19 protein-coding genes are annotated in these 20816 nt (G+C 69.4%); 5 read left to right on the top strand and 14 right to left on the bottom strand.

The window, feature by feature from the left end:
- The first annotated feature begins 5 nt into the window (after positions 1-5).
- Entirely contained in the window at positions 6-986 is a 981-nt protein-coding gene (locus ACMGER_RS03320; RefSeq protein WP_436810694.1) for a DUF6607 family protein, read from the top strand.
- Between the two features lie 336 nt (positions 987-1322).
- On the opposite strand, the gene ACMGER_RS03315 is transcribed toward ACMGER_RS03320, so the two are convergent.
- From ACMGER_RS03315 to ACMGER_RS03300, 4 genes are all read right to left on the bottom strand, one after another.
- Complete coding sequence (locus tag ACMGER_RS03315) at positions 1323-2078, bottom strand: exonuclease domain-containing protein (RefSeq protein WP_436810693.1); 756 nt, start codon at positions 2076-2078, stop codon at positions 1323-1325.
- A gap of 383 nt (positions 2079-2461) precedes the next feature.
- The gene (gene pgmG, locus ACMGER_RS03310) at positions 2462-3844 is read right to left on the bottom strand and encodes a phosphoglucomutase/phosphomannomutase PgmG (protein WP_436810692.1); all 1383 of its coding nucleotides are present in this window, start codon (positions 3842-3844) and stop codon (positions 2462-2464) included.
- A gap of 443 nt (positions 3845-4287) precedes the next feature.
- Positions 4288-4545: a J domain-containing protein gene (locus ACMGER_RS03305; protein WP_436810691.1), complete on the bottom strand. Its 258-nt coding sequence runs from the start codon at positions 4543-4545 to the stop codon at positions 4288-4290.
- Entirely contained in the window at positions 4542-5339 is a 798-nt protein-coding gene (locus tag ACMGER_RS03300; protein WP_436810690.1) for a division plane positioning ATPase MipZ, read from the bottom strand. The genes ACMGER_RS03305 and ACMGER_RS03300 overlap by 4 nt, the downstream gene beginning before the upstream one ends.
- An 86-nt stretch (positions 5340-5425) precedes the next feature.
- Between ACMGER_RS03300 and panC the strand changes: the two genes are divergently transcribed.
- Both panC and ACMGER_RS03290 read left to right on the top strand, forming a co-directional pair.
- The gene (gene panC, locus ACMGER_RS03295) at positions 5426-6274 is read left to right on the top strand and encodes a pantoate--beta-alanine ligase (protein WP_436810689.1); all 849 of its coding nucleotides are present in this window, start codon (positions 5426-5428) and stop codon (positions 6272-6274) included.
- A 68-nt stretch (positions 6275-6342) separates the two neighbouring features.
- Positions 6343-6639, top strand: a complete 297-nt coding sequence (locus tag ACMGER_RS03290; protein ID WP_436810688.1) for an SEL1-like repeat protein — start codon at positions 6343-6345, stop codon at positions 6637-6639.
- Between the two features lie 101 nt (positions 6640-6740).
- Here the strand turns inward: ACMGER_RS03290 and topA are convergent, their stop codons facing one another.
- The 4 genes from topA to plsY all read right to left on the bottom strand — a co-directional run bounded on the left by topA (position 6741) and on the right by plsY (position 11715).
- Positions 6741-9251, bottom strand: a complete 2511-nt coding sequence (gene topA / locus ACMGER_RS03285) for a type I DNA topoisomerase (protein ID WP_436810687.1) — start codon at positions 9249-9251, stop codon at positions 6741-6743.
- A gap of 118 nt (positions 9252-9369) precedes the next feature.
- Positions 9370-10020, bottom strand: a complete 651-nt coding sequence (locus ACMGER_RS03280; RefSeq protein WP_436810686.1) for a glycerophosphoryl diester phosphodiesterase membrane domain-containing protein — start codon at positions 10018-10020, stop codon at positions 9370-9372.
- A complete protein-coding gene (dprA, locus tag ACMGER_RS03275) occupies positions 10017-11099 on the bottom strand; it encodes a DNA-processing protein DprA (RefSeq protein WP_436810685.1) in 1083 nt (360 codons plus the stop codon). Before dprA ends, ACMGER_RS03280 begins: the two co-directional genes overlap by 4 nt.
- Positions 11092-11715 (bottom strand): glycerol-3-phosphate 1-O-acyltransferase PlsY, encoded by a 624-nt coding sequence (gene plsY, locus ACMGER_RS03270; RefSeq protein ID WP_436810684.1) that lies wholly within the window; start codon positions 11713-11715, stop codon positions 11092-11094. The genes dprA and plsY overlap by 8 nt, the downstream gene beginning before the upstream one ends.
- Positions 11716-11837: 122 nt before the next feature.
- Here plsY and murI point away from each other — a divergent pair, with 122 nt between their 5' ends.
- Positions 11838-12635: a glutamate racemase gene (gene murI, locus ACMGER_RS03265; protein WP_436810683.1), complete on the top strand. Its 798-nt coding sequence runs from the start codon at positions 11838-11840 to the stop codon at positions 12633-12635.
- Here murI and ACMGER_RS03260 read toward each other — a convergent pair.
- The gene (locus tag ACMGER_RS03260) at positions 12556-12858 is read right to left on the bottom strand and encodes a hypothetical protein (RefSeq protein ID WP_436810682.1); all 303 of its coding nucleotides are present in this window, start codon (positions 12856-12858) and stop codon (positions 12556-12558) included. The genes murI and ACMGER_RS03260 overlap by 80 nt on opposite strands.
- A gap of 119 nt (positions 12859-12977) precedes the next feature.
- On the opposite strand from ACMGER_RS03260, the gene glpX reads away from it, so the two are divergent.
- Positions 12978-13946 carry a class II fructose-bisphosphatase gene (gene glpX, locus ACMGER_RS03255; RefSeq protein WP_436810681.1) on the top strand — a complete coding sequence of 323 codons (969 nt, stop codon included), beginning with the start codon at positions 12978-12980 and terminating at the stop codon, positions 13944-13946.
- A 40-nt stretch (positions 13947-13986) separates the two neighbouring features.
- Here the strand turns inward: glpX and ACMGER_RS03250 are convergent, their stop codons facing one another.
- The 5 genes from ACMGER_RS03250 to ACMGER_RS03230 form a co-directional block, all read right to left on the bottom strand.
- Positions 13987-14754 (bottom strand): ABC transporter permease, encoded by a 768-nt coding sequence (locus tag ACMGER_RS03250; protein ID WP_436810680.1) that lies wholly within the window; start codon positions 14752-14754, stop codon positions 13987-13989.
- Positions 14754-15677, bottom strand: a complete 924-nt coding sequence (locus tag ACMGER_RS03245) for an ABC transporter ATP-binding protein (protein WP_436811658.1) — start codon at positions 15675-15677, stop codon at positions 14754-14756. The genes ACMGER_RS03250 and ACMGER_RS03245 overlap by 1 nt, the downstream gene beginning before the upstream one ends.
- Before the next feature lie 251 nt (positions 15678-15928).
- Complete coding sequence (locus ACMGER_RS03240; protein WP_436810679.1) at positions 15929-16645, bottom strand: DsbA family protein; 717 nt, start codon at positions 16643-16645, stop codon at positions 15929-15931.
- Complete coding sequence (locus tag ACMGER_RS03235) at positions 16642-18018, bottom strand: M48 family metalloprotease (protein WP_436810678.1); 1377 nt, start codon at positions 18016-18018, stop codon at positions 16642-16644. Before ACMGER_RS03235 ends, ACMGER_RS03240 begins: the two co-directional genes overlap by 4 nt.
- A 79-nt stretch (positions 18019-18097) precedes the next feature.
- Positions 18098-20659, bottom strand: coding sequence for an Rne/Rng family ribonuclease (locus tag ACMGER_RS03230; RefSeq protein ID WP_436811657.1), 2562 nt, complete (start codon positions 20657-20659; stop codon positions 18098-18100).
- Positions 20660-20816 lie beyond the last annotated feature (157 nt).

Genomic DNA, 20816 nt, shown 5'->3' with positions numbered 1-20816 from the left:
CCGTGATGATCCGCACCCTCACTGCCGGCGCCCTGCTTGCCGTCGCTTTCATCGCCCAGCCTGCGCTCGCCGACGGTCCGGTCAAGGCGCGTACCGCCGAGGCCGAGGCTGCCTCGTTCGAAGCCGACCGCCGCGACATCCTGGCGATGGCGGGCAACTACAAGGTCAGGTTCGACATGCAGGAGACCACGCCCTGGCGGACGGACTATACGCCGATCCCGCCCAAGGTCTCCGGCGGGTTTGAGGCGGTGCGGGTGGTCGAGGACACCGGGCGCGTGATCCGGCTCCAGCACCTGCTGGTGGTCGATGGCGACGGCAAGCCGATGGTGATCAAGCATTGGCGGCAGGACTGGGAATATGAGCCGGCGCGGGTGCTGGTCTATTCGGCGCCGGGCAGCTGGGCCTGGGAAGCGGTGCCCCAGGCGATGCGCAAGGGGCGCTGGTCTCAGACGGTCTACCAGGTCGACGATTCGCCGCGCTACGGCGGCTGGGGGCAATGGACCACCGAGGCGGGCATCCGCCGCTGGCGCTCCAACTGGACGTGGCGCCCGCTCGCCCGGCGCGATGCGGTCCGGCATCCGGCCTATGACCGCTATTACGGCATCAACCGCCACCAGCCGACACCGACCGGCTGGATCCACTGGCAGGACAACACCAAGATGGGCAGGAAGGACGGCAAACTCGTCCCCTTCGTCCAGGAATCGGTGCTCAACACCTATACGCGCAGCGACGGCTTCGACGTGAAGGCGGCGGACGACTATTGGGCCGCGACCAAAGGCTATTGGGCGGCGATCCGTGCCGAATGGTCGCGGGTCGGCGAGGCCGGGAACGGCATCCGCGTCGCCGAGGAGGCCGAGACCGGCACCGTCATCGCCGGACGCCTGCTCGCGCTTGCCGACGACATCCAGCAGAGCAAGACCAGCGAGGCGAAGGCGATCGAAGCGGGTCGGGCGCTGATCGACCAGGCGACGCGCGCTCCCCGATAAGGTGGGTTCGTGCTCCTGCATTCGCAGGAGCACTGGTTTCCTTCAATCCGGACGGGTCGGACTTCAGGAATGTTGACTAAGTTGACTCACCTGACGCGTGTAGGAACCTACGCGGCACGGAAGCGACAGGGCGCGCATTGGGGCGACGCCAACGCGACATCGGCGCGACGTGGATGAGATGGACAGACTCAAAGAGCGAGCCGGTGTCGCAGCAGCACCGGACCGCGCGGGTTCGCAGGCGAAATCCTACATTGCAAGAGGTGCGACTGTCTCGCCAGTCGTGCCGCCATCCGGCTTGAAGCAACCGGAACAGAGTCACGCTGGCCGGATCCGACTCTACAGCAGCAGCTCCTGCGCGGTGGCGGGGCCGATCTCGCCGCCGCCGCGGCGGCGGGCGAGCTCGGTCTCGGCGGTGAAGCGGATGTCGGGGTCGCGGTCGCTGAGGAAGGCGTAGAGCGATTCATTGTCGATCTCGTGCCATTCCTTGCCGCGGTCGGGGCCGTAGCGGACGCGCGGCAGCAGGCCCGGCTCGTTCGACCATTGGATGAGCCGGGCGACCGACGCCTCGTTCAGCATGTCGCGCAGGTGGTGCGCGGTGACATAGGCGTCGGGAAAGGCGCGGTGCGCGGGCAAGCCGCGCTCGTGGATCAGGCCTTGCGGCCTTCGCCAGTAGCGGAGCAACTGGTTGGAGAAGCCGGGCGAGTCGGGCCATAGCCTGAGCGCGCATTTCCAGGTGCAGATCCACTCCGCGCCATGGGTCAGGGCGGAGGTGCAGAACAGCTGCTCGAAGCTCGCCCGGTGCGCGGCGAGCGCGACGCGGCGCGGCCACGGATCGAGGATCGGCCGGGCGACGTCGTGCCACCAGGGCGCGTCGGCGACGTCCTCGTCGCGGATGTGGTGCACCGCCATGGTGACGGGCGGGATCGGCCGGCCCGGGTTGACCAGCCTGCTCCCGCCCTCGCCGTGGAGCGCCCAGCGCCCATCCTCGCCCAGCGCCACGTCCTGCCAGCCGACCTCGCACACGCCATGGGCGGGAGGCGCGTTGCCGGTGGTCTCGAGGTCGATGACGCGGATGATGGAGGGGGAGGGCATTACCTCTATGTGGGGCCAGTGGTTACGCGGCACCACCCCCAAAAGGCCTCTCCCCGCACGCGGGAGAGGGGGTAGAGTCGATCGACAGTTGAGCTGACAATTACTTCCAGCGTCATCCCGGGTTTGGCCCGGGATCTAGGACGGCAGGCGATACCGCTCGTGACCCTGGATGCCGGATCAAGCCCGGCATGGCGAAGAGAAGAAGGGGATTTCGGCCCTTTCTTCTTCGTCACCCCGGCCTTGTGCCGGGGTCCACCGGGAGGCAAGGACTGAGCAAGAGGCTTCAGCGTCTCCGGTGAGGCTGGGTGGACCCCGGCACAAGGCCGGGGCGACGGTTGGGAATTGGGCCGGAGAAGGCTCGGAGCTTCAAATATCGATCGATCCTAGTGCGCCGCCTGCGGGCCGCGCTTGACGCCGCTGAGCGCGAGCTGTTCGTCGATCTGCGCCATCAGGCGGTCGAGGCCCTCCTGCGACTTGGCCTCGGCGCGGGCGACCAGCACGTCCTGGGTGTTGGAGGCGCGCAGCAGCCACCAGCCGTCGGGGGTGGTCACGCGCGCGCCGTCGGTGCGGTTGACGTCGGCGCCGGCCGTCTCGAGCCGGTCGAGCACCTCGTCGACCACGGCGAACTTGCGGCTCTCGTCGATCTGGAAGCGCATCTCGGGGGTGTTGACGAACTCGGGCATGGCGCCGCGGATCTCGGTCAGCGACTTGCCGATCATGTGCACGGCGCGGATCAGGCGGACCGCGGCGTATTGCGCGTCGTCGAAGCCGTAATAGTCGTGCGCGAAGAAGATGTGGCCGCTCATCTCGCCCGCCAGCGGCGCGCCGGTCTCCTTCATCTTGGTCTTGATGAGGCTGTGGCCGGTCTTCCACATCAGCGGCTGGCCGCCGAGTTCGGCGATGCGGTCGTACAGCATCTGCGACGCCTTCACGTCGGCGATGATCGTCGCGCCGGGCAGCTCCTTCAGCACAGGTTCCGCCAGAATGGAGAGAAGCTGATCGCCCCAGATCACGCGGCCTTCGCCGTCGATCGCGCCGATCCGGTCGCCGTCGCCGTCGAAGGCGAATCCGAAATCGAGCTTCTTGTCCGCGACCAGCGCGCGGAGATCGGCGAGGTTCTTCTCCTCGGTGGGATCGGGATGATGGTTGGGGAAATTGCCGTCCACGTCGGTGAACAGCGTGTGGTGCTCACCCGGGAGCAGCTTCACCAGCTTCTCGATCACGGGGCCGGCGGCGCCGTTGCCGGCGTCCCAGCCGATGCGATAGGCGCCGCCCGAATAGCCGGCGAAGAGGCGGCCGACGTAATCGTCGATGATGTCGGCGTCGGCGACGGTGCCGGAGCCGTCCTCCCAGTCGCCCTCGGCCGCCATGCGCCCGAGCAGCTGGATGTCCTCGCCGAAAAACGGGCGGTGCTGCAGCACCATCTTGAAGCCGTTGTAATCGGCGGGATTATGGCTGCCGGTTATCTGTATGCCGCCGTCCACCTCTAAGGTCGCCTCGGCATAGTAGAGCATCGGCGTCGGGCCCATGCCGACGCGGACGACATCGACGCCGCTCGCCGTCAGCCCCTCGACCAACGCCGCCTCCAGCTCGAGCGAGGAGACGCGCCCGTCGCGCCCGACCGCGACGCGCGTGCCGCCGGCGCGGCGGACCAGCGTCGCGAAGCCGCGGCCGATCGCGTTGGCGTCGGCCGGACCGAGCGTCTTTCCGACGATGCCGCGGATGTCATATTCGCGGAGCGAGGTGGGATCGAAACGGTGCATCATGGGGCCTCCCGATTGGTCGCCCGCCTAAAGCGCGAGCGCGGCGGAAGTTGCAATGGCGGTACGATTTATGTTGCGCTGCGGCGCGACAGACGGTGCCGGAAATCCCGCGGAAAACCGTCGAAGGTCACGAAAGTCATGGGTAGACGGAACCGTGCGGCCGGCGTGAAAGTGAAGGGAGGCGCGCGGCATTCGTTCACTTTGCTCCACTTATCCCCTGCAGCCGTCTCATGCGGCTGCGCGACGAACGAAGCAGAGCAAATCCTATTAGGAAAGCGGTTTGTTGGTCGGGACTGCCCCCTCTCCCGTTGGGAGAGGGAGGGCCCGCTCGGCGACAGCCGAGTGGGAGGGTGAGGGTGACCACGCCGGACGTAGCCACCCTCACCCTCCCGCAGCTTCGCTGCTCCTTCCCTCCCTTTGGGAGAGGGACAGTGAAGGCCAACTCGCTAGCCCCCCAGCCGCCGCAGCAGCACGTCGCGGGCGGCGTTGATGCGGCGGGTGAGCTCGGCCGAGCCGCCCTTGTCGGGATGGACGGCGCTCACCAGCCTGCGGTGGGCGGCGCGGACGTCGCTCGCGGTGGCGTCCGGTCCTACGCCCAGGATCGCGCGTGCCTCCGCGACGTCCGGCAGAGGCTTGGCGGCGGGTTTGCGGAAATACCACCAGATCGCGCCGACGATCAGCGCCGCGAGGAGCAGCTTGGTCATGCGGCGAACAGCGGCATCGCCGGCTCGGGCAGCGCCAGGCCGGCCATCATCTCGCGCAGCTCCTGCCGGGCGGCGACATGCGCCAGCCCCATCTCGCCGAACGCGCGCGAATCGAGCATGGTGAGGCCCTGGGGGAAGAGCTCGCGGTAGATCACGCGCTCGCTGAGGCCCGGGATCACGCGGAAGCCGACGCGCTTGGACAGCTGGTCGATCGCCTCCGACACGCGGCGCATGTTGCGCGCCTCGATATGCTGGAGGCGGTTGCGCAGCACCACCCAGTCGATCGTCGCCCCGTCGGCCTTGGCGCGGGTCTTGCGCGCTTCCCAGATCAGCTCGGAGTAGAAGCTCGGGCGGGTGACCTTGAACGTGTCGGGATCGACCTGGCCGATCAGGTCGAAGTCGACGAAGCTGTCGTTCATCGGCGTGACCAGGGTATCGGCGTTGGTCGCGGCCATGCGCGCGAAACGGTCGTCGCGCCCGGGCGTGTCGATCACCAGGAAATCGGCGTTCGACCCCAGCCGCTCGAGCGCGTGCTGGAACTTGACCAGGCTCTCGCCGTCATGGGTCTCGTGCACCGGCATCGGCAGGTCGTGACCGGTGCGGCGGATAGTCGCCGCGCGGTTGTCGAGATAGCGGCCGAGCGTGCGCTGGCGATGGTCGAGATCGAACGCCGCGACTCGCGCACCGCGCGTGGCGAGCGCGATCGCGACGTGCACCGCCGTCGTCGACTTGCCCGTCCCGCCCTTCTCGTTGGCGAAGACGATGACGTGCACCCTGTTCGAACCGTCGGCCAAGATGCCTGATTCCCCTGCTTGATCGCCGTCGGCACCCCCCATAGAAGGCCGCGCTTTCGTGTCGCTTTATCGAAGGGCCAAACCCCGTGCAAACCATCCGTCGCGTCGCCGATCTTCGTTCCGAGATCGCCCAATGGCGCGCGGCCGGCGAGCAGGTGGCGCTGGTGCCGACGATGGGGGCGCTGCACGCCGGCCACATGGCGCTGGTCGCCGAGGCGCGGCGGCTGGCGAAGCGCGTGGTGGTGTCGATCTTCGTCAATCCCAGGCAGTTCGGGCCGAACGAGGATCTCGACAAATATCCGCGCCGCGAGGCGGCCGACGCGCGGATGCTGAGCGAGGCCGGGGTCGACCTGCTGTGGGCGCCGGCGGCGGAGGAGATGTATCCGGGCGGCTTCGCCACCAACGTGTCGGTCGCGGGGGTGAGCGAAGGGCTGGACGGCGCCGCACGGCCGGGCCACTTCGACGGGGTCGCGACGGTGGTGGCCAAGCTGTTCAACCAGGTGCGCCCGGACGTCGCGCTGTTCGGCGAGAAGGATTTCCAGCAGCTCGCGGTGATCCGGCGGATGGTGGCCGACCTCGACATGGGGCTGGAGATCGTCGGCGTGCCGACCCAGCGCGACGACGACGGCCTGGCGCTGTCCTCGCGCAACGCGTATCTCGCGCCCGAGGATCGCGCGGCAGCGGTGGCGCTGCCGCGCGCGCTGGGGGCGGCGGCCAAGGCGATCGGCGAGGGCGGCGATGCCGGGACGGCGCTGGCGCACGCGCGCGAGGCGCTGACCGCGGCGGGCTTCGCGATCGACTATGTCGCGCTGGTCGATGCCGAGACCCTCGGCGAGCCCGATCGAGCCCGGCCGATGCGGCTGCTGGCGGCGGCGCGGATCGGCGGGACGCGCCTCATCGACAATGTCGCGGTCACGGTGAACGGACAGGGTTAACCGCGTTAACCATTTGGTGACACCGCGGCTGCAGAACCCCTCGTCAGGGAAGACCGAGGGGAGCAATCATGGGTCAGAGCCTGACGAGTGCGAATTTCCTGATCGAGAGCCGGCTGGTCCAGGCCGCGCGCGGCAACGTCCGCGCCTGCTTCGAGCTGGGAATGGCCTATTCGAGCGGCGCCGAGGGGGTCGACGTCGACCTCATCGAGGCGCACAAATGGTTCAATCTGGCGGCGATGCAGGGCAACACCCGCGCGCAGGAATGCCGCGCCGAGATCGCCGAGGACATGACCGCGCGCGAGATCGCCGAGGCGCAGAAGGCGGCGCGGGCGTGGCTTCAGGTGACGACGCGGCTGGCGGCGTAACCCCTTGATCGTGCTGTGCTCCTGCGAAGGCAGGAGCCGTGGCCGACGGCGTATCGCTTGATGCCAGGACTCCTGCCTTCGCAGGAGCACAGCCAAGTGCGCTACTTCTTCTTCGCCGGGGCTTTCTTCTTCGCGCCCACCTTGCCCTTCCTCGCCGGCGCCGCGGCGGCGCGGGCGTCGATGAGCTGGGCGGCTTCCTCCAGCGTGAGCTGGTCCTTGTCGACCGACTTGGGCAAGGTCGCGTTGGTGGTGCCGTCGGTGACATAGGCGCCGTAGCGGCCGTCCATCAGCTTGATCTCGGCCTCGGTACGCGGATGCTTGCCGAGCGTCTTGAGCGGCTCGCGGGCGGCCCCGCGCGCCGGGCGGCCGCCGTTCGCCGCCGCCTCGGCCAGCTTCACCACCGCCGCGTTCATGCCGGTCTCGAACACCTCGGCGGTCGAGGAGAGGCGGGCATATTTGCCGTCATGCGCCAGATAGGGGCCATAGCGGCCGATCGACGCCGTGATCGGGTTGCCCGTCTCGGGATGGTTCCCGATCGTGCGGGGCAGCGACAGGAGCTTCAGCGCCATTTCGAGCTCGACCGGCTCGGGCACGTCCTTGGGGATCGAGGCGCGCTTGGCGTCCTTGCCCTCGCCGAGCTGGAGATAGGGGCCGAAGCGGCCGGCGCGGCGCGACACCTCCAGCCCGGTCTCGGGATCGGTACCGAGGTTATCGGGGCCGCCGTCCTCGCCCGCGGCGCCGCCCGGCTGGGCGAAGCGGCGGGTGTATTTGCACTCGGGATAGTTTGAGCAGGCGACGAAGGCGCCGAACCGCCCGCCGCGCAGCGACAGGCGCCCCACGCCGCAATTGGGGCAGAGGCGCGGGTCCGATCCGTCGGCCTTGGCCGGGAAGAGATAGGGTTCGAGGAACGCGTCGAGCGCGGCGGTGATCTCGCTCGGCTGGCGTTCCTTCACGTCCTCGGTGCGCGGCTTGAAGTCGCGCCAGAAGGCGTCGAGCACCGCCTGCCACTCGGCGCGGCCGCCGGAGATATCGTCGAGCTCCTCCTCCAGGCTGGCGGTGAAGTCGTAGCTCACATATTTCTCGAAGAAGCGTTCGAGGAAGGCGGTCAACAACCGGCCCGATTCCTCGGCGAAGAAGCGGTTCTTCTCGACGCGGACATAGGCGCGGTCCTTGAGGACCTGGATGGTCGAAGCGTAGGTCGAGGGGCGGCCGATGCCGAGTTCCTCCAGCCGCTTGACCAGCGACGCCTCCGAGAAGCGGGGCGGCGGCTGGGTGAAATGCTGCTCGGCGGCGACGCCGGTCTTGGCCGGCGCGTCGCCCGAGCGGAGCAGCGGCAGGCGGCGGCTGTCTTCCTCATCGCTATCGTCGCGGCCCTCCTCGTAGAGCGCGAGGTAGCCCGGGAAGAGCACCACCTGGCCGGTCGCGCGCAGCACGGTGCGGCCGGTGCCATCCTCAAGGTCGACGGTGGTGCGTTCCAGCCGCGCCGAGGCCATCTGGCTCGCGAGCGCGCGCTTCCAGATCAGGTCGTAGAGCCGGCCGTGGTCGCCGCTGCCCGCCTTGTCGCGGCCGAAGTCGGTCGGGCGGATCGCCTCGTGCGCTTCCTGGGCGTTCTTGGCCTTGGTCTGGTACTGGCGCGGCTTCTCGGGGACGTAATGGCCCGAATAGCGTTCGGTCACCGCCAGCCTCGCCGCGTCGATCGCCGAGGCGTCCATCTGCACGCCGTCGGTCCGCATGTAGGTGATGAGCCCGTCCTCGTAGAGCGCCTGGGCGATACGCATCGTGTGGCTCGCCGAGAAGCCGAGCTTGCGCGCCGCCTCCTGCTGCAGGGTCGAGGTGGTGAAGGGCGGCGGCGGGTTGCGGCCCGCCGGCTTGGTCTCGACGCTGGCGACGGTGAAGCGGCCGGCCTCGACGTCGGCCTTCGCCCGCTCGGCGGTGCCCTGGTCGCCGATCGCGAGGCGGTCGAGCTTCCTGCCCTCCCAGGTGGTGAGGCGCGCGGTGAAGGCGGTGCCGTCGTGCTCGAACGCGGCCTCGACCGACCAATATTCCTGGGCGCGGAACGCCTCGATCTCGCGGTCGCGATCGACGATCAGGCGGAGCGCGACCGACTGGACGCGGCCCGCCGACTTGGCGCCGGGCAGCTTGCGCCACAGCACCGGCGACAGGGTGAAGCCGACCAGATAATCGAGCGCGCGGCGGGCGCGATAGGCGTCGATCAGATCGGTATCGAGCTCGCGCGGATGCGCCATCGCGGTCAGGATCGCCGGCTTGGTGATCGCGTTGAAGGTGACTCGCTCGACCTCCTTGGGCAGCGCCTTGCGGTTCCTCAGCACCTCCTGGACGTGCCAGCTGATCGCCTCGCCCTCGCGGTCGGGGTCGGTGGCGAGGATCAGCCGGTCGGCCTTCTTGGCCTCGTCGGCGATTGCCTTCAGCTGCTTCCCCTTGTCGGCATAGGTCTCCCACTCCATCGCGAAGCCCTGGTCGGGATCGACCGAGCCGTCCTTGGCCGGCAGGTCGCGGACATGGCCGTAGGAGGCGAGGACGCGATAATCCTTGCCGAGATATTTCTCGATGGTCTTGGCCTTGGCGGGCGATTCGACGATGACGAGCTGCATGGGCTTCGGTAGTGTCCCTTACGTGTACGCGCGAGGGTGGAGAGGCTCGGCGGGGGGCGTCAAGGGCGGCGGAGATAAGGAGGCCGGCCCGGCGGCGCTAGGGGATATCGGCGAGGGCTCAAACGACCGCGCCGTCGGCCGCCGGGCTTTCGCGCAGCAGCAGATAGGCCGCGATGCCGAGCACCCATTCTCCAGCCAACGTCAGCACGAAGAGCAAATTGAAGAGCAGGCTCCAGCCTGCAGTGAGCGGCTGGTCCAGGGTCATTGCGATCACCACGAACGCCAGCGCCAGCGGCGCTGCCATCAGCGCGAAGCAGGCGGCGATCGCCGGCGCGGCGCGTTGGGTCAGCCGCCAGCTCCTGCCCATCGCTTCGCCCACGCCGGTGTCCTCGCCGATCAGGATCGGCGCCGCCGCGATCCAGCGAGCGGCGAGATAGAGACCGGGAAGCACCAGCAGGAGCAGCCCGGCGCCGACGGCAAGGGTGACGGGAATGCCGAGCACGATCAGCCCGACGACGCGGGGGCGGCTTTCCCGCGCGTCATAGCCCGGCGTCGCCTCGAGCATCCGCAACGTGAGCCAGCTCTCCGCCACCGTGGCGGCGATGCTGAAACCGAAGTTGGCGGCGGCCGCCGCCGTGTCGTTCGGGATCAGCATGTCGATGAGCACGCCGGCCGCCGTCAGCAGCACGACGATCGCAGCAACCGGCCCTCCATGGCGGGCGACCAGCCGACCCCATGCGCCCAGGAGAACGGGAATGGTCGGAATCATGCCAGGCTCACCCGTCCTCCTGCATGGCGGTCGAGGCGCCCCGCGAGTTCGAGCTCCAGCATGATCGTCTGGACGATCGCCGGAGCAAGGCCGGACTGGCGGATGATCTCGTCCACCGCGACCGGCGCCGGGCCGAGCAGCAGGGCGACCGCCTGCCGGTCGCGGTCGCTCGGATCGCCGGCCGGGCCTGCTTCGAAGCCGTGCGCCGGCGCCCGCACCGCGCGCGGATCGATCGGCCGTACCGCCTCCAGGATGTCGGCTGCGGACTGCACCAGCGTCGCGCCCTCGCGGATCAGCAGATTGCAGCCCTGCGCGCGCGGATCGATCGGGGAGCCGGGCACCGCCATCACCTCGCGCCCCGCCTCGGCGGCGATGCGGGCGGTGATGAGCGAGCCGGAGCGCGGCGCCGCCTCCACCACCACCGTGCCGAGCGCGAGGCCGGCGATGATGCGGTTGCGTGACGGGAAATGGCGCGCGAGCGGTTCGGCGCCGGGCGGCTGCTCGGCGATCAGCAGGCCGAGGCGCGCGACGGTTTCCTGAAGCTCGGCATTCTCGGGCGGAAACGCGACGTCGATGCCGCTCGCGATCACGCCGATCGTGCCGGTGGGGAGGCTGGCGTTATGCGCGGCGGTGTCGATGCCGCGAGCGAGGCCGGAGACGATCACGGCGCCCGCCTGACCGAGCTCGGCCGCAAGCCCGCGGGCGATGCGGCAGGCGGCGGCGGAGGCGTTGCGCGCGCCGACCATCGCGATCACCGTGCGGCCCGTCAGCGCCCGTTCGCCGCGGACGATCAGCGCGGGCGGAGCATTCTCGAGTTCGGCGAGGAGCGGCGGATAATCGGCGTCGTCGATGAACCAGTAGCGGGCGCCCAGCCGCTCGACCGCCACCCTCTCCCGAGCGAGCGAGCGCTCGTCGGCCAGCCGGGGCGCTTCGCCGCCGCCGCGCCGCGCGAGCGTCGGCAACGCCTCGATCGCCGCCTCCGGCGAGCCGAAGCGGGCGATGAGCTGGCGATAGGTGACCGGGCCGATACCTGGTGTGCGGATCAGGCGCAGCCGGGCCGCCGCGCCCGCCTCAGCCACGTGCCTCGGTTTTGTTCTTGCCCGCACCGATCCTGGGTTCGGTGCCCGACAGCAGGCGATCGATGTTGTCGCGATGCTTCCACAGCACGATCAGCGCGAGCGCGATCAGCAGGAACACCTCGTCGAAGCGGCCGAACACCGCCGCGCCGACCGGCGCGCTCACCGCCGCCGCCATGCCGGCGACCGAGGAGATGCGCAGCGCAGCGAGCAGCCCCAGCCACACCAGCGCATAGACGAGCCCGCACGGCCAGTAGAGCGCGAGCACGATGCCCATCAGTGTCGCCACGCCCTTGCCGCCCTTGAAGCCGAGCCACACCGGATAGCAATGGCCGATGAAGGCGCCGGCCGCCGCGAGCAGCTCGTCGCCCGACCAGATCAGGTGGACGATCCACACTGCCGCGAAGCCCTTGAGCGCATCGAGCAGCAGCGTCGCCGCCGCGAGTCCCTTGCGGCCGGTGCGCAGCACGTTGGTCGCGCCGATGTTGCCCGAGCCGATCTGGCGAAGATCGCCCGCGCCGGCGAGCCGTGTCAGCAGCACACCGAACGGGATCGAGCCCAGCAGATAGCCGAGCACCAGCGCGCCGAGCGGCGGTATCCAGACGGTTTCCGCGGCCATTTTCCCCTGTTCCCGCGGCGAAGGTAGGGGCCTCGTGCCGGCGGCGCAATAATCCTGATCATCTATTTGAAATCCGAAACAACCTGTTTGACGGCGGGGCGGCGCTGCGCGAAGCGGCGGCGATGAGCGATGCCCGTCCCCTGCTGTTCTTCGATTCGGGCGTGGGCGGACTGTCGGTGCTCGCGCCGGCCCGCGCGCTGCTGCCGCGCGCGCCGCTGATCTATGTCGCGGATTCGGCGGGGTTCCCCTACGGGACGCGCAGCGAAGCCGAGATCGCGGCGCGAGTGCCGGCGCTGCTCGGGCGACTCGCCGAGCGCTACGATCCGCGGCTGATCGTGATCGCGTGCAACACCGCCTCGACCATCGCGCTGGCGGCGGTGCGCGCGGCGCTCGACCTGCCGATCGTCGGCACGGTGCCCGCGATCAAGCCCGCCGCGGAGATGAGCGAGGCGCGCGTTATCGGCGTGCTCGGCACCGACGCGACGGTGCGCCAGCCCTATGTCGACGATCTGACCGCCCGCTTTGCCGCCGACTGCCTGGTGTTGCGCCACGGCTCGGCGGACCTGGTCGAGCTTGCGGAGGCGAAGCTGCGCGGGGAGGCGACCGATCCCGCAGCCTATGCGCGCGTGCTGGACGGGCTGTTCGGCCAATCGGGCGGCGAGCGCATCGACGTGATCGTCAACGCCTGCACCCATTTCCCGCTGGTCGAGGAGGAACTGACGGCGGCGGCGCCGCGCCCGGTGCGCTTCGTCGACGGAGGACCGGGCATCGCGCGGCGCATCGCGCATCTGACCAAGGGACAGGAATGGCCGGATGCAGCCGGGAAAGGGCTGGCGGTATTCACGCGGCTCGACGACCGCGCGCGCAGCCTTGCGCCGGTGCTGGCGCGTCACGGGCTCGGCAGAGTGGCGGAACTCTAGATGCTTGGTCGAGCAGTCGCGAGCGCTCGATCGGCACCGCATCGCGGATGTCGCTGGTGACGAGGCTGACGCGGTAGCGATCCGCCTCGCGCCGGCCGCACACCAGGATATCGTCGGACCGGTGGCTGGTGGCACAGGGCATTTCCGCTCGCGTCCGTTCCCGCGCGGCGGCGATCAGCGTGTCGTCGTCGGCGAGCAGCATCAGCAACGGCACGAGGCGCATCCGGACGCCTTTCGAAACGACCGACGGATAGCCATGCCTCGGCGGACCGAACGGAGCAAGCCTCGACAATCGGCCCGGCGCCTCCTATCCCGCCGCCAAAGCTTCCCTGGGGGACGTCGATGCCGTCTGCGAGCAAGATCCTCGACCGCGTGCTGGTGCTGGAGATGGTCCGCGTGACCGAGGCGGCGGCGATCGCCGCCTCCCGCATGGTCGGCCGCGGCAACGAGAAGGACGCCGACGCCGCCGCGGTCGAGGCGATGCGCGAGGCGTTGAACGGCCTCTATATGGACGGCACCGTGGTGATCGGCGAGGGCGAGCGCGACGAGGCGCCGATGCTCTACATCGGCGAGAAGGTCGGCAGCGCGATCGGCAAGGGACCGAGGATCGACATCGCGCTCGATCCGCTCGAGGGCACCACCATCACCGCCAAGGCCGGGCCCAATGCGCTCGCGGTGCTGGCGATCGCCGAGGAAGGCTGCCTGCTCAACGCCCCCGACGTCTACATGGACAAGATCGCGGTCGGTCCCGGCTATCCCGAGGGCGTGATCGACCTCGCCAGGAGCCCGACCGAGAATATCGAGGCGATCGCCGCCGCCAAGGGCGTGGCGCCGCACGAGATCATCGCCTGCGTGCTCGACCGGCCGCGCCACGAGAAGCTGATCGCCGAACTGCGCGCGGTCGGCTGCGGCATCATGCTGATCCCCGACGGCGACGTCGCCGGGGTGATCGCGACCACCGACCCCGACACCACCATCGACGTCTACATGGGTGCCGGCGGCGCGCCCGAGGGCGTGCTGGCCTGCGCGGCGCTGCGCTGCGTCGGCGGGCAGTTCAAGGGGCGGCTCCTGTTCCGCAACGACGACGAGCGCGCCCGCGCCCGCAAATGGGGGATCGAGGAGCTCGACAAGATCTACGACCTGACCGAGCTCGCCAGGGGCGACTGCATCTTCGCCGCGACCGGCGTCACCGACGGCTCGCTGCTCGCCGGCGTCAAGCGCAAGGGTGCCAAGATGACCACCGAGAGCGTGGTGATGCGCGCCTCGTCGGGGACGGTGCGCTGGGTGAAGGGCGAGCATCGGGTGGGGTGAGCTATATTCTCCCTCTCCCAAAGGGAGAGGGAGAATGGCGTCAGTTCTTGAGCCGCCACCCGGTCCTGAAGATCCACCCGACCACGCCGAGGCACAGCAGCAGGAACGCCGCGGTGAAGCCGAGGCTCACCCAGATCGACACGTCGCCCTTGTCGAAGAAGCTCCAGCGGAAGCCGCTCACCAGATAGACCACCGGATTGACCAGGCTGACCGTCCGCCACGGCTCGGGCAGCATGTTGATCGTGTAGAAGGCGCCGCCGAGGAAGGTGAGCGGCGTCACCACCAGCGCCGGCACGAACGAGAGCTGCTCGAAGCCCTTGGCCCAGATGCCGATGATGAAGCCCAGCAGGCTGAAGGTGAGCGAGGTCAGCACCAGCATCGCCAGCATCGTGAACGGATGCGCGATCGGCACGGGGACGAACAGCATCGCCGTGAACAGGATGATCAGCCCGATCGCGATCGACTTGGTCGCCGCCGCGCCGACATAGCCCAGCACCATCTCCATCGCCGACACCGGCGCGGACAGGAGCTCGAACATCGTGCCGGTGAACTTGGGGAAGTAGATGCCGATCGAAGCGTTCGAGATCGAAAGCTGGAGCAGGTTCATCATGATCAGCCCCGGCACGATGAAGCTGCCGTAGCCGACGCCGTCCAGCTCCTGCATCCGGCTGCCGATCGCGCCGCCGAACACGACGAAATAGAGCGCCGTGGTGATCACCGGCGTGACGAGGCTCTGCCAAAGCGTGCGCAGCGCCCGTGCCATCTCGAAGCGGTAGATCGCCCAGACGCCGTGGTGGTTGAATCCCATCACTTGTGCTCCACCAGGTCGACGAAGATGTCCTCGAGGCTCGACTTGGAGGTCTCGAGGTCCTTGAAGGCGATGCCGAGGTCGTGGAGCTTCCTCAGCAGCGAGGGGATGCCGGTACGCTCGGCCTGGGCGTCGAACACGTAGCGCAGCGTCCGGCCCTCGTTCTCCAGGCTCAGGTGCCATTCGTCGAGCTCGGACGGGATCGCCGCCAGCGGCTCGACCAGCGCGATGCCCATCTCGCGCTTGCCGAGCTTCTTCATCAGCTCGGTCTTGTCCTCGACCAGCAAGAGCTCGCCCTTGTTGATGACGCCGACGCGGTCGGCCATCTCCTCCGCCTCCTCGATATAGTGGGTGGTGAGGATGACGGTGGTGCCGCGCTCGCGCAGGGAGCCGATCAGCTTCCACATGTCGCGGCGCAGCGACACGTCGACGCCGGCGGTGGGTTCGTCGAGGAACAGGATGTCGGGCTCGTGGCTGAGCGCCTTGGCGATCAGCACGCGGCGCTTCATGCCGCCCGACAGCTCCATGATCTTGGCGTCGCGCTTGTCCCACAGCGACAGGTCCTTGAGCAGCTGCTCGATATAGGCGTCGTGCCCCGCCCGGCCGAACAGCCGGCGCGAGAAGCGGACGGTGGCGAGCACCGATTCGAACATGTCGACCGACAGCTCCTGCGGCACCAGCCCGATCCGGCTGCGCGCGGCGCGATAGTCGGCGAGCGCGTCATGGCCGGCGACGGTGATCGTGCCGGTCGACGGCGTGACGATGCCGCAGATGATGCTGATGAGCGTGGTCTTGCCGGCGCCGTTGGGGCCGAGCAGCGCGAAGATCTCGCCCTTGCGGATGTCGAGATCGACGTGCTTCAGCGCCTGATGGCCGGACGCATAGGTCTTGCTGACGCCGGAAACGGCGAGGATCGATTGCACCACGGACGGGCCCCTTTGCTGCGCCGTAGGTAGGGCGCGGGCGGGCGCTGGACAAGGCGGTCAGGGCTGCGCGATCGTGCTTCCATTCCCCCTCTCCCATTGGGAGAGGGAGGGGCCCGCTCGGGCGCAGCCCGAGTGGGAGGGCGAGGGTGACCACCACTGGCCATAGTCACCCTCACCCTCACCCTCCCGCGCCTTCGGCGCTCCTTCCCTCTCCCAAAGGGAGAGGGACAGTAAGGGACAGTGATTGCCTAGCCCTTCGCCCGCGCCGCCTTCACCGCCTCGGCCAGCGCGTCGTAGCCGATCGCGCCCGAGGCGAACCTGTCGCCGATCACCCAACTCGGCGTGCCGGTGACACCGAGCTCGCCCGCCGTCTTCAGATTCTTGGCGATCTCCGCCGCCACCGGCTGCGAGCGCGCCACCGCGCTCGCCCGGGTGCGGTCGAGGCCGGCGATGGCCGCGGCGGCGGCGATGCTCGCCTGGTTCACGTGGCCGGCGGCGTAGAGCGCCTCGTGGAAGGGCATGAACTTGCCCTGCTCGGCCGCGGCCAGGCTCCATTCGGCGGCGGTGCGGCTATCGGGCGAGAGGATCGGCAGCTCGCGGTAGACGATGCGGACGCCCGGATCGGTCTTCACCAGCTCGGCGAGCGCGGGCAGGCTCGCGCGGCAATAGCCGCAGGCATAATCCATGAAGGCGACCACGGTGACGTCGCCGTTCGGATTGCCGCCGACCGCGCCGGGGAAGGGATCGACGATCGCGCCGCGGTTCGCCGCCACCGCCTTGGCGCTCTCGCGGTCGCGCAGCGCATTCATCGCCTCGGGGATCACCTCGGGATGAGCGAGGAGATAGCCGCGCACGTCACCCGTCGCGGGCGCCGGCCGCAGCGTCTGGATGGCGAGCACGGCCGCGCCGCCGACGGCGCCCGCCGCCACCAGCAGCAGCGCGAGAAGGAAAGGTCGTAGCGTCAATTGCGTCGGTTCCGTCGTTGCTCTTCCATCGCGGTCTGCGAGACCAGCATGATGTCCTGCGCACGGATCCAGTCGGAGCTGCCCTGTGGCAGGCCGGCCATCGCCGCCTTGGAGCTGACCAGCGCGACGCGCGCGTCGCCCATCAGGCTGGCGCGCTCGGCGGTGGCGAGCGCGGTGCGCGGCTCGTCACCCTTGCGCTCATAGACGGTGCCGAGCTGCATCCAGGCGAAGGGATTGTCGTCGTCGCGCGCGACCGCCTGGCGCAGCACCTTCTCCGCCTCGGGCAGATATTGCGGGTCCTCGGTCGCGAGCAGCGCATGGCCGAAGGTGGTGGCGATCAGCGGCTGGTTGCGCGAGCCCTCGGTCGCCTCGCGCAGCGGCGCCAGCGCGTCCCGGGGCTTGCCCGATTCGAGCAGGATCTGGCCTTGAAGCTCGAGAAAATAGGGGTCGTGCGGCGCGGCCTTGACCAGCGCCGCCGACTCGGCCGCAGCCTGATCGGGATAGCCGGAGAGGTGATAGGCGTAGGCGCGCGCATAATGCGCCGGGATCGACTGGTCGGACGGCGGATATTTGGCCAGCGTCTGCTTGGGATCGTTGACATAGCCGCGCAGCTTCGCCTGCACGCGCTTGAACCGTTCCTCGATGCCGGGGTCGAGCGGCTTGTTCCACGACGGCGAATCGACGAGGTCATGGGTCAGCGAGGCGATGCGCTCGCCCGACAGCGGGTGGGTATAGTCGAAGCTGCCCTCGCTATGGTCGACGCCATAGCGATATTCCTGGTTCTGGAGCTTCTTGAAGAAGTCCAGCATCCCCTTGCCGGTGATGCCGGCGGTGTTGAGGAAACGCGCCCCCGCCGCGTCGGCGCTCGCCTCCTGCGTACGGGTGAAGGCGAGCAGCTTGCCGAGCGCGGCGCGCTGGCCGGCAGCGAGGATGCCCGCGCCCGCCTCGCCCCCGCCCGCCGCCATCGCGGCGACGCCGAGCACCAGGCTCAGGATCGAGATGCCCATCGCGCTGCGATAGCCCTGATCCTGGAGCGGCACATGGCCGCCGACGATGTGGCCGATCTCGTGCGCCACGACGCCCTGCACCTCGTTGGCATTGTCGGCGGCGTCGATCAGGCCCGAGTGGATATAGACGATCTGCCCTCCGGCGACGAAGGCGTTGATCGACGGATCGCTGATGACCACGACCTTGACGTTGGCCGGCGACAGGCCCGAGGCGAGGATGATCGGCCGCGTCATGTCGGCGAGCAGCTGCTCGGTCTCGGCATCGCGCAGGATCGACTGGGCGGCCGCCGGATGGACGATCGCCATCGCGGCGACGGCGACCATCGCTGCCAGCAGCCTGGCCCAGCGCGTCATCGAAGCTCGCATGTGCAGCCTCTTTGCCGGCATCGACTGAATCGCTCCTGAAACGGCCGCTCCCATCCGGTGGGACGGGAGCGGCCCCGCATCAAGCTCCGAAGGTCCGCTGCCACCAGCCGCGGCGCGGCCCTTCGCCATCGGCGTCCGTTGCAGCTTCGGCAGAGTCCTCCCCGGTCGCTTCAGGCGTGGTAACCGGTGCGGCTTCGGCCGGTTCCGCGCCGTTGGCGGCAGCCGTCTTGCGGCGGGTGCGCTTCGGCTTCGGTGCTTCCTCGACGCTGTCGTCGTTGGCGGGCGCGGGCGCTGCCGTCTCCGCCGGCGCCTCGGCTTCGGCCGGTGCAGCCGTCTTGCGGCGGCTGCGCCTGGGCTTCACCTCCGCTTCCGGCGCAGCCGTATCGGCGAGTGCGGGCTCGACGGCAGCTTCGGCGCTCTCGGCTTCGGCCGGAGCGGCCTGCTTGCGGCGCGAGCGCCTGGGCTTGGGAGCCTCTTCCCTTGCGGCCGGCTCGGCCTCGGCCTCGGCCTCCACCGGCGTGGGCCCGGGTTCGGGTTCGGCGACGGTCTCCGCCTCCTCGGCCATCTCGCCGGCGAGGATCTCGCCTGCCTCGCCGCGACGGCCGCCGCGGCGGCCGCGGCGGCGGCGCTTGCGCGGCTCGCCGCCCTCGCCCTCGGCAGCCACCTCGGCGGATGCTTCCTCCTGCGCCTCCTCGGCGGCCTCGGCTGGTGCCTCGCCCTCGGCGCCACCGCCCTCGCCGGCAACGGCGTCGCGGCCCCGGCCGCGGCGGCCGCGGCGGCGGCGGCGGCGGCGACGGCCTTCGCCCTCGCTCTCGCCCTGGGGACGTTCGCGGCGCGGCTCGCCTTCGACCGCCTCCGCCTCCAGCTCCTCGTCGATCTCTTCCTCGATGTCCTCGGGGACCTCGTCGAACTCCTCCGCCTCGACCATCGCCGGCTCGAACTTGGGCGCGTAGGCCGGCGGCGGGCCCGAGGCCTCGACCGACATGCGCGCGCCCTCGAGCTCGCCGTCGGAGGCGACCTCGATCGTCACGCCGTAGCGATCCTCGATCTCGGCGAGCTCGGCGCGCTTCTTGTTGAGCACGTAGAGGGCCGCTTCCTGGCTCGCGCGCAGCACCAGGTTGGAGCCGCGGCCGCGCGCCGCCTCGTCCTCGATCAGGCGCAGCGCCGACAGGCCGGCCGAGGAGGCGGTGCGCACCAGCCCGGTGCCCTCGCAATGCGGGCACTGGCGGGTCGACGCCTCGAGCACCCCGGTGCGCAGGCGCTGGCGGCTCATCTCCATCAGGCCGAACGAGCTGATGCGGCCGACCTGGATGCGGGCGCGGTCGTTCTTGAGCGCCTCCTTCATCGCCTTCTCGACCTTCCGGACGTTGGACGAATGGTCCATGTCGATGAAGTCGATGACGATGAGGCCGGCCATGTCGCGCAGGCGCAGCTGGCGGGCGATCTCCTGCGCGGCCTCGAGGTTGGTCGCGGTCGCGGTCTGCTCGATATTGTGCTCGCGGGTCGAGCGGCCCGAATTGATGTCGATCGAGACCAGCGCCTCGGTCGGGTTGATGACGAGATAGCCGCCGGACTTGAGCTGGACGACGGGATGGTACATCGCCGCGAGCTGGTCCTCGACGTGCGCGCGCTGGAACAGCGGCACCGCGTCCGAATAATGCTTCACCCGCCGGGCGTGGCTGGGCATCAAGAGCTTCATGAAGTCCTTGGCCTGGCGATAGCCGTCGTCGCCCTCGACGATGACCTCGTCGATGTCCTTGTTGTAGATGTCGCGGATCGCGCGCTTGATGAGGTCGCTGTCGCCGTAGATCAGCGCCGGCGCCGACGAGCCGAGCGTCGTCTCGCGGATGCCGTCCCACAGCCGGGCGAGATAGTCGAAGTCGCGCTTGATCTCGGTCTTGGTGCGCTGGAGGCCGGCGGTGCGGACGATGCAGCCCATCGTCGGCGGCAGCTTGAGCTCGGCCATGATCGTCTTGAGGCGCTTGCGGTCGCCGGCGTTCGAGATCTTGCGGCTGATGCCGCCGCCGTGCGCGGTGTTGGGCATCAGCACGCAGTAGCGGCCGGCGAGGCTGAGATAGGTGGTGAGCGCCGCGCCCTTGTTGCCGCGCTCTTCCTTGACGACCTGGACCAGCAGCACCTGACGGCGGCGGATCACGTCCTGGATCTTGTAGCGGCGGCGGAGGTTCATGCGGCGTTCGCGCAGCGCCTCGACGGCGTGATCGTCGGAGCCGTTCGACCTGGGCTTGCGCGCGGGCGCGTCCTCGTCGCCCTCGGCGATCACGTCGTCGTGATGATCGTCGTCGTGCTCGGCATGGTCGTCGTCATGATCGTCGGCCTCGGCGCGGAGCGCCGCCTCCTCGGCAGCGTGCTCGGCCTCCTCGCGGAGCAGCGCGTCGCGGTCTTCCTTGGGGATCTGGTAATAGTCGGGGTGGATTTCCGAGAAGGCGAGGAAGCCGTGGCGGTTGCCGCCGTAGTCGACGAACGCCGCCTGCAGCGACGGTTCGACGCGGGTCACCTTGGCGAGATAGATGTTGCCCTTGAGCTGCTTGCGCTCGGCGGATTCGAAGTCAAATTCCTCGATTCGGTTGCCCTTGACGACCGCCACGCGGGTTTCCTCCCGGTGGCGAGCGTCGATCAACATACGCATGGTCATTATATTTTCTCCGGGCGCGCGCGGCCTCCGCTGGGGAGCGCGGCGCGCGCGATGTGCTGGTCCCTCCGCCGTCGGTGCGGCGCCTTACGGGACGAACGAATGGGTGTGATGCGTCTGCTGCCGATGCCCGCCCGGAGCCGTGGTC

It is taken from the genome of Sphingomonas astragali, from assembly GCF_051400615.1.
Classification (GTDB): domain Bacteria; phylum Pseudomonadota; class Alphaproteobacteria; order Sphingomonadales; family Sphingomonadaceae; genus Sphingomonas.
This window is presented reverse-complemented; position numbering and strand designations above follow the sequence as displayed.

What these genes read in the sequence shown, in the direction of transcription:
- ACMGER_RS03320 (WP_436810694.1), top strand. Translation starts at nt 6, where the DNA reads ATGATCCGCACCCTCACTGCCGGCGCCCTGCTTGCCGTCGCTTTCATC.
- ACMGER_RS03315 (WP_436810693.1), bottom strand. Translation starts at nt 2,078, where the DNA reads ATGCCCTCCCCCTCCATCATCCGCGTCATCGACCTCGAGACCACCGGC.
- pgmG (WP_436810692.1), bottom strand. Translation starts at nt 3,844, where the DNA reads ATGATGCACCGTTTCGATCCCACCTCGCTCCGCGAATATGACATCCGC.
- ACMGER_RS03305 (WP_436810691.1), bottom strand. Translation starts at nt 4,545, where the DNA reads ATGACCAAGCTGCTCCTCGCGGCGCTGATCGTCGGCGCGATCTGGTGG.
- ACMGER_RS03290 (WP_436810688.1), top strand. Translation starts at nt 6,343, where the DNA reads ATGGGTCAGAGCCTGACGAGTGCGAATTTCCTGATCGAGAGCCGGCTG.
- topA (WP_436810687.1), bottom strand. Translation starts at nt 9,251, where the DNA reads ATGCAGCTCGTCATCGTCGAATCGCCCGCCAAGGCCAAGACCATCGAG.
- ACMGER_RS03280 (WP_436810686.1), bottom strand. Translation starts at nt 10,020, where the DNA reads ATGATTCCGACCATTCCCGTTCTCCTGGGCGCATGGGGTCGGCTGGTC.
- plsY (WP_436810684.1), bottom strand. Translation starts at nt 11,715, where the DNA reads ATGGCCGCGGAAACCGTCTGGATACCGCCGCTCGGCGCGCTGGTGCTC.
- murI (WP_436810683.1), top strand. Translation starts at nt 11,838, where the DNA reads ATGAGCGATGCCCGTCCCCTGCTGTTCTTCGATTCGGGCGTGGGCGGA.
- ACMGER_RS03260 (WP_436810682.1), bottom strand. Translation starts at nt 12,858, where the DNA reads ATGCGCCTCGTGCCGTTGCTGATGCTGCTCGCCGACGACGACACGCTG.
- glpX (WP_436810681.1), top strand. Translation starts at nt 12,978, where the DNA reads ATGCCGTCTGCGAGCAAGATCCTCGACCGCGTGCTGGTGCTGGAGATG.
- ACMGER_RS03250 (WP_436810680.1), bottom strand. Translation starts at nt 14,754, where the DNA reads ATGGGATTCAACCACCACGGCGTCTGGGCGATCTACCGCTTCGAGATG.
- ACMGER_RS03235 (WP_436810678.1), bottom strand. Translation starts at nt 18,018, where the DNA reads ATGCGAGCTTCGATGACGCGCTGGGCCAGGCTGCTGGCAGCGATGGTC.
- ACMGER_RS03230 (WP_436811657.1), bottom strand. Translation starts at nt 20,659, where the DNA reads ATGTTGATCGACGCTCGCCACCGGGAGGAAACCCGCGTGGCGGTCGTC.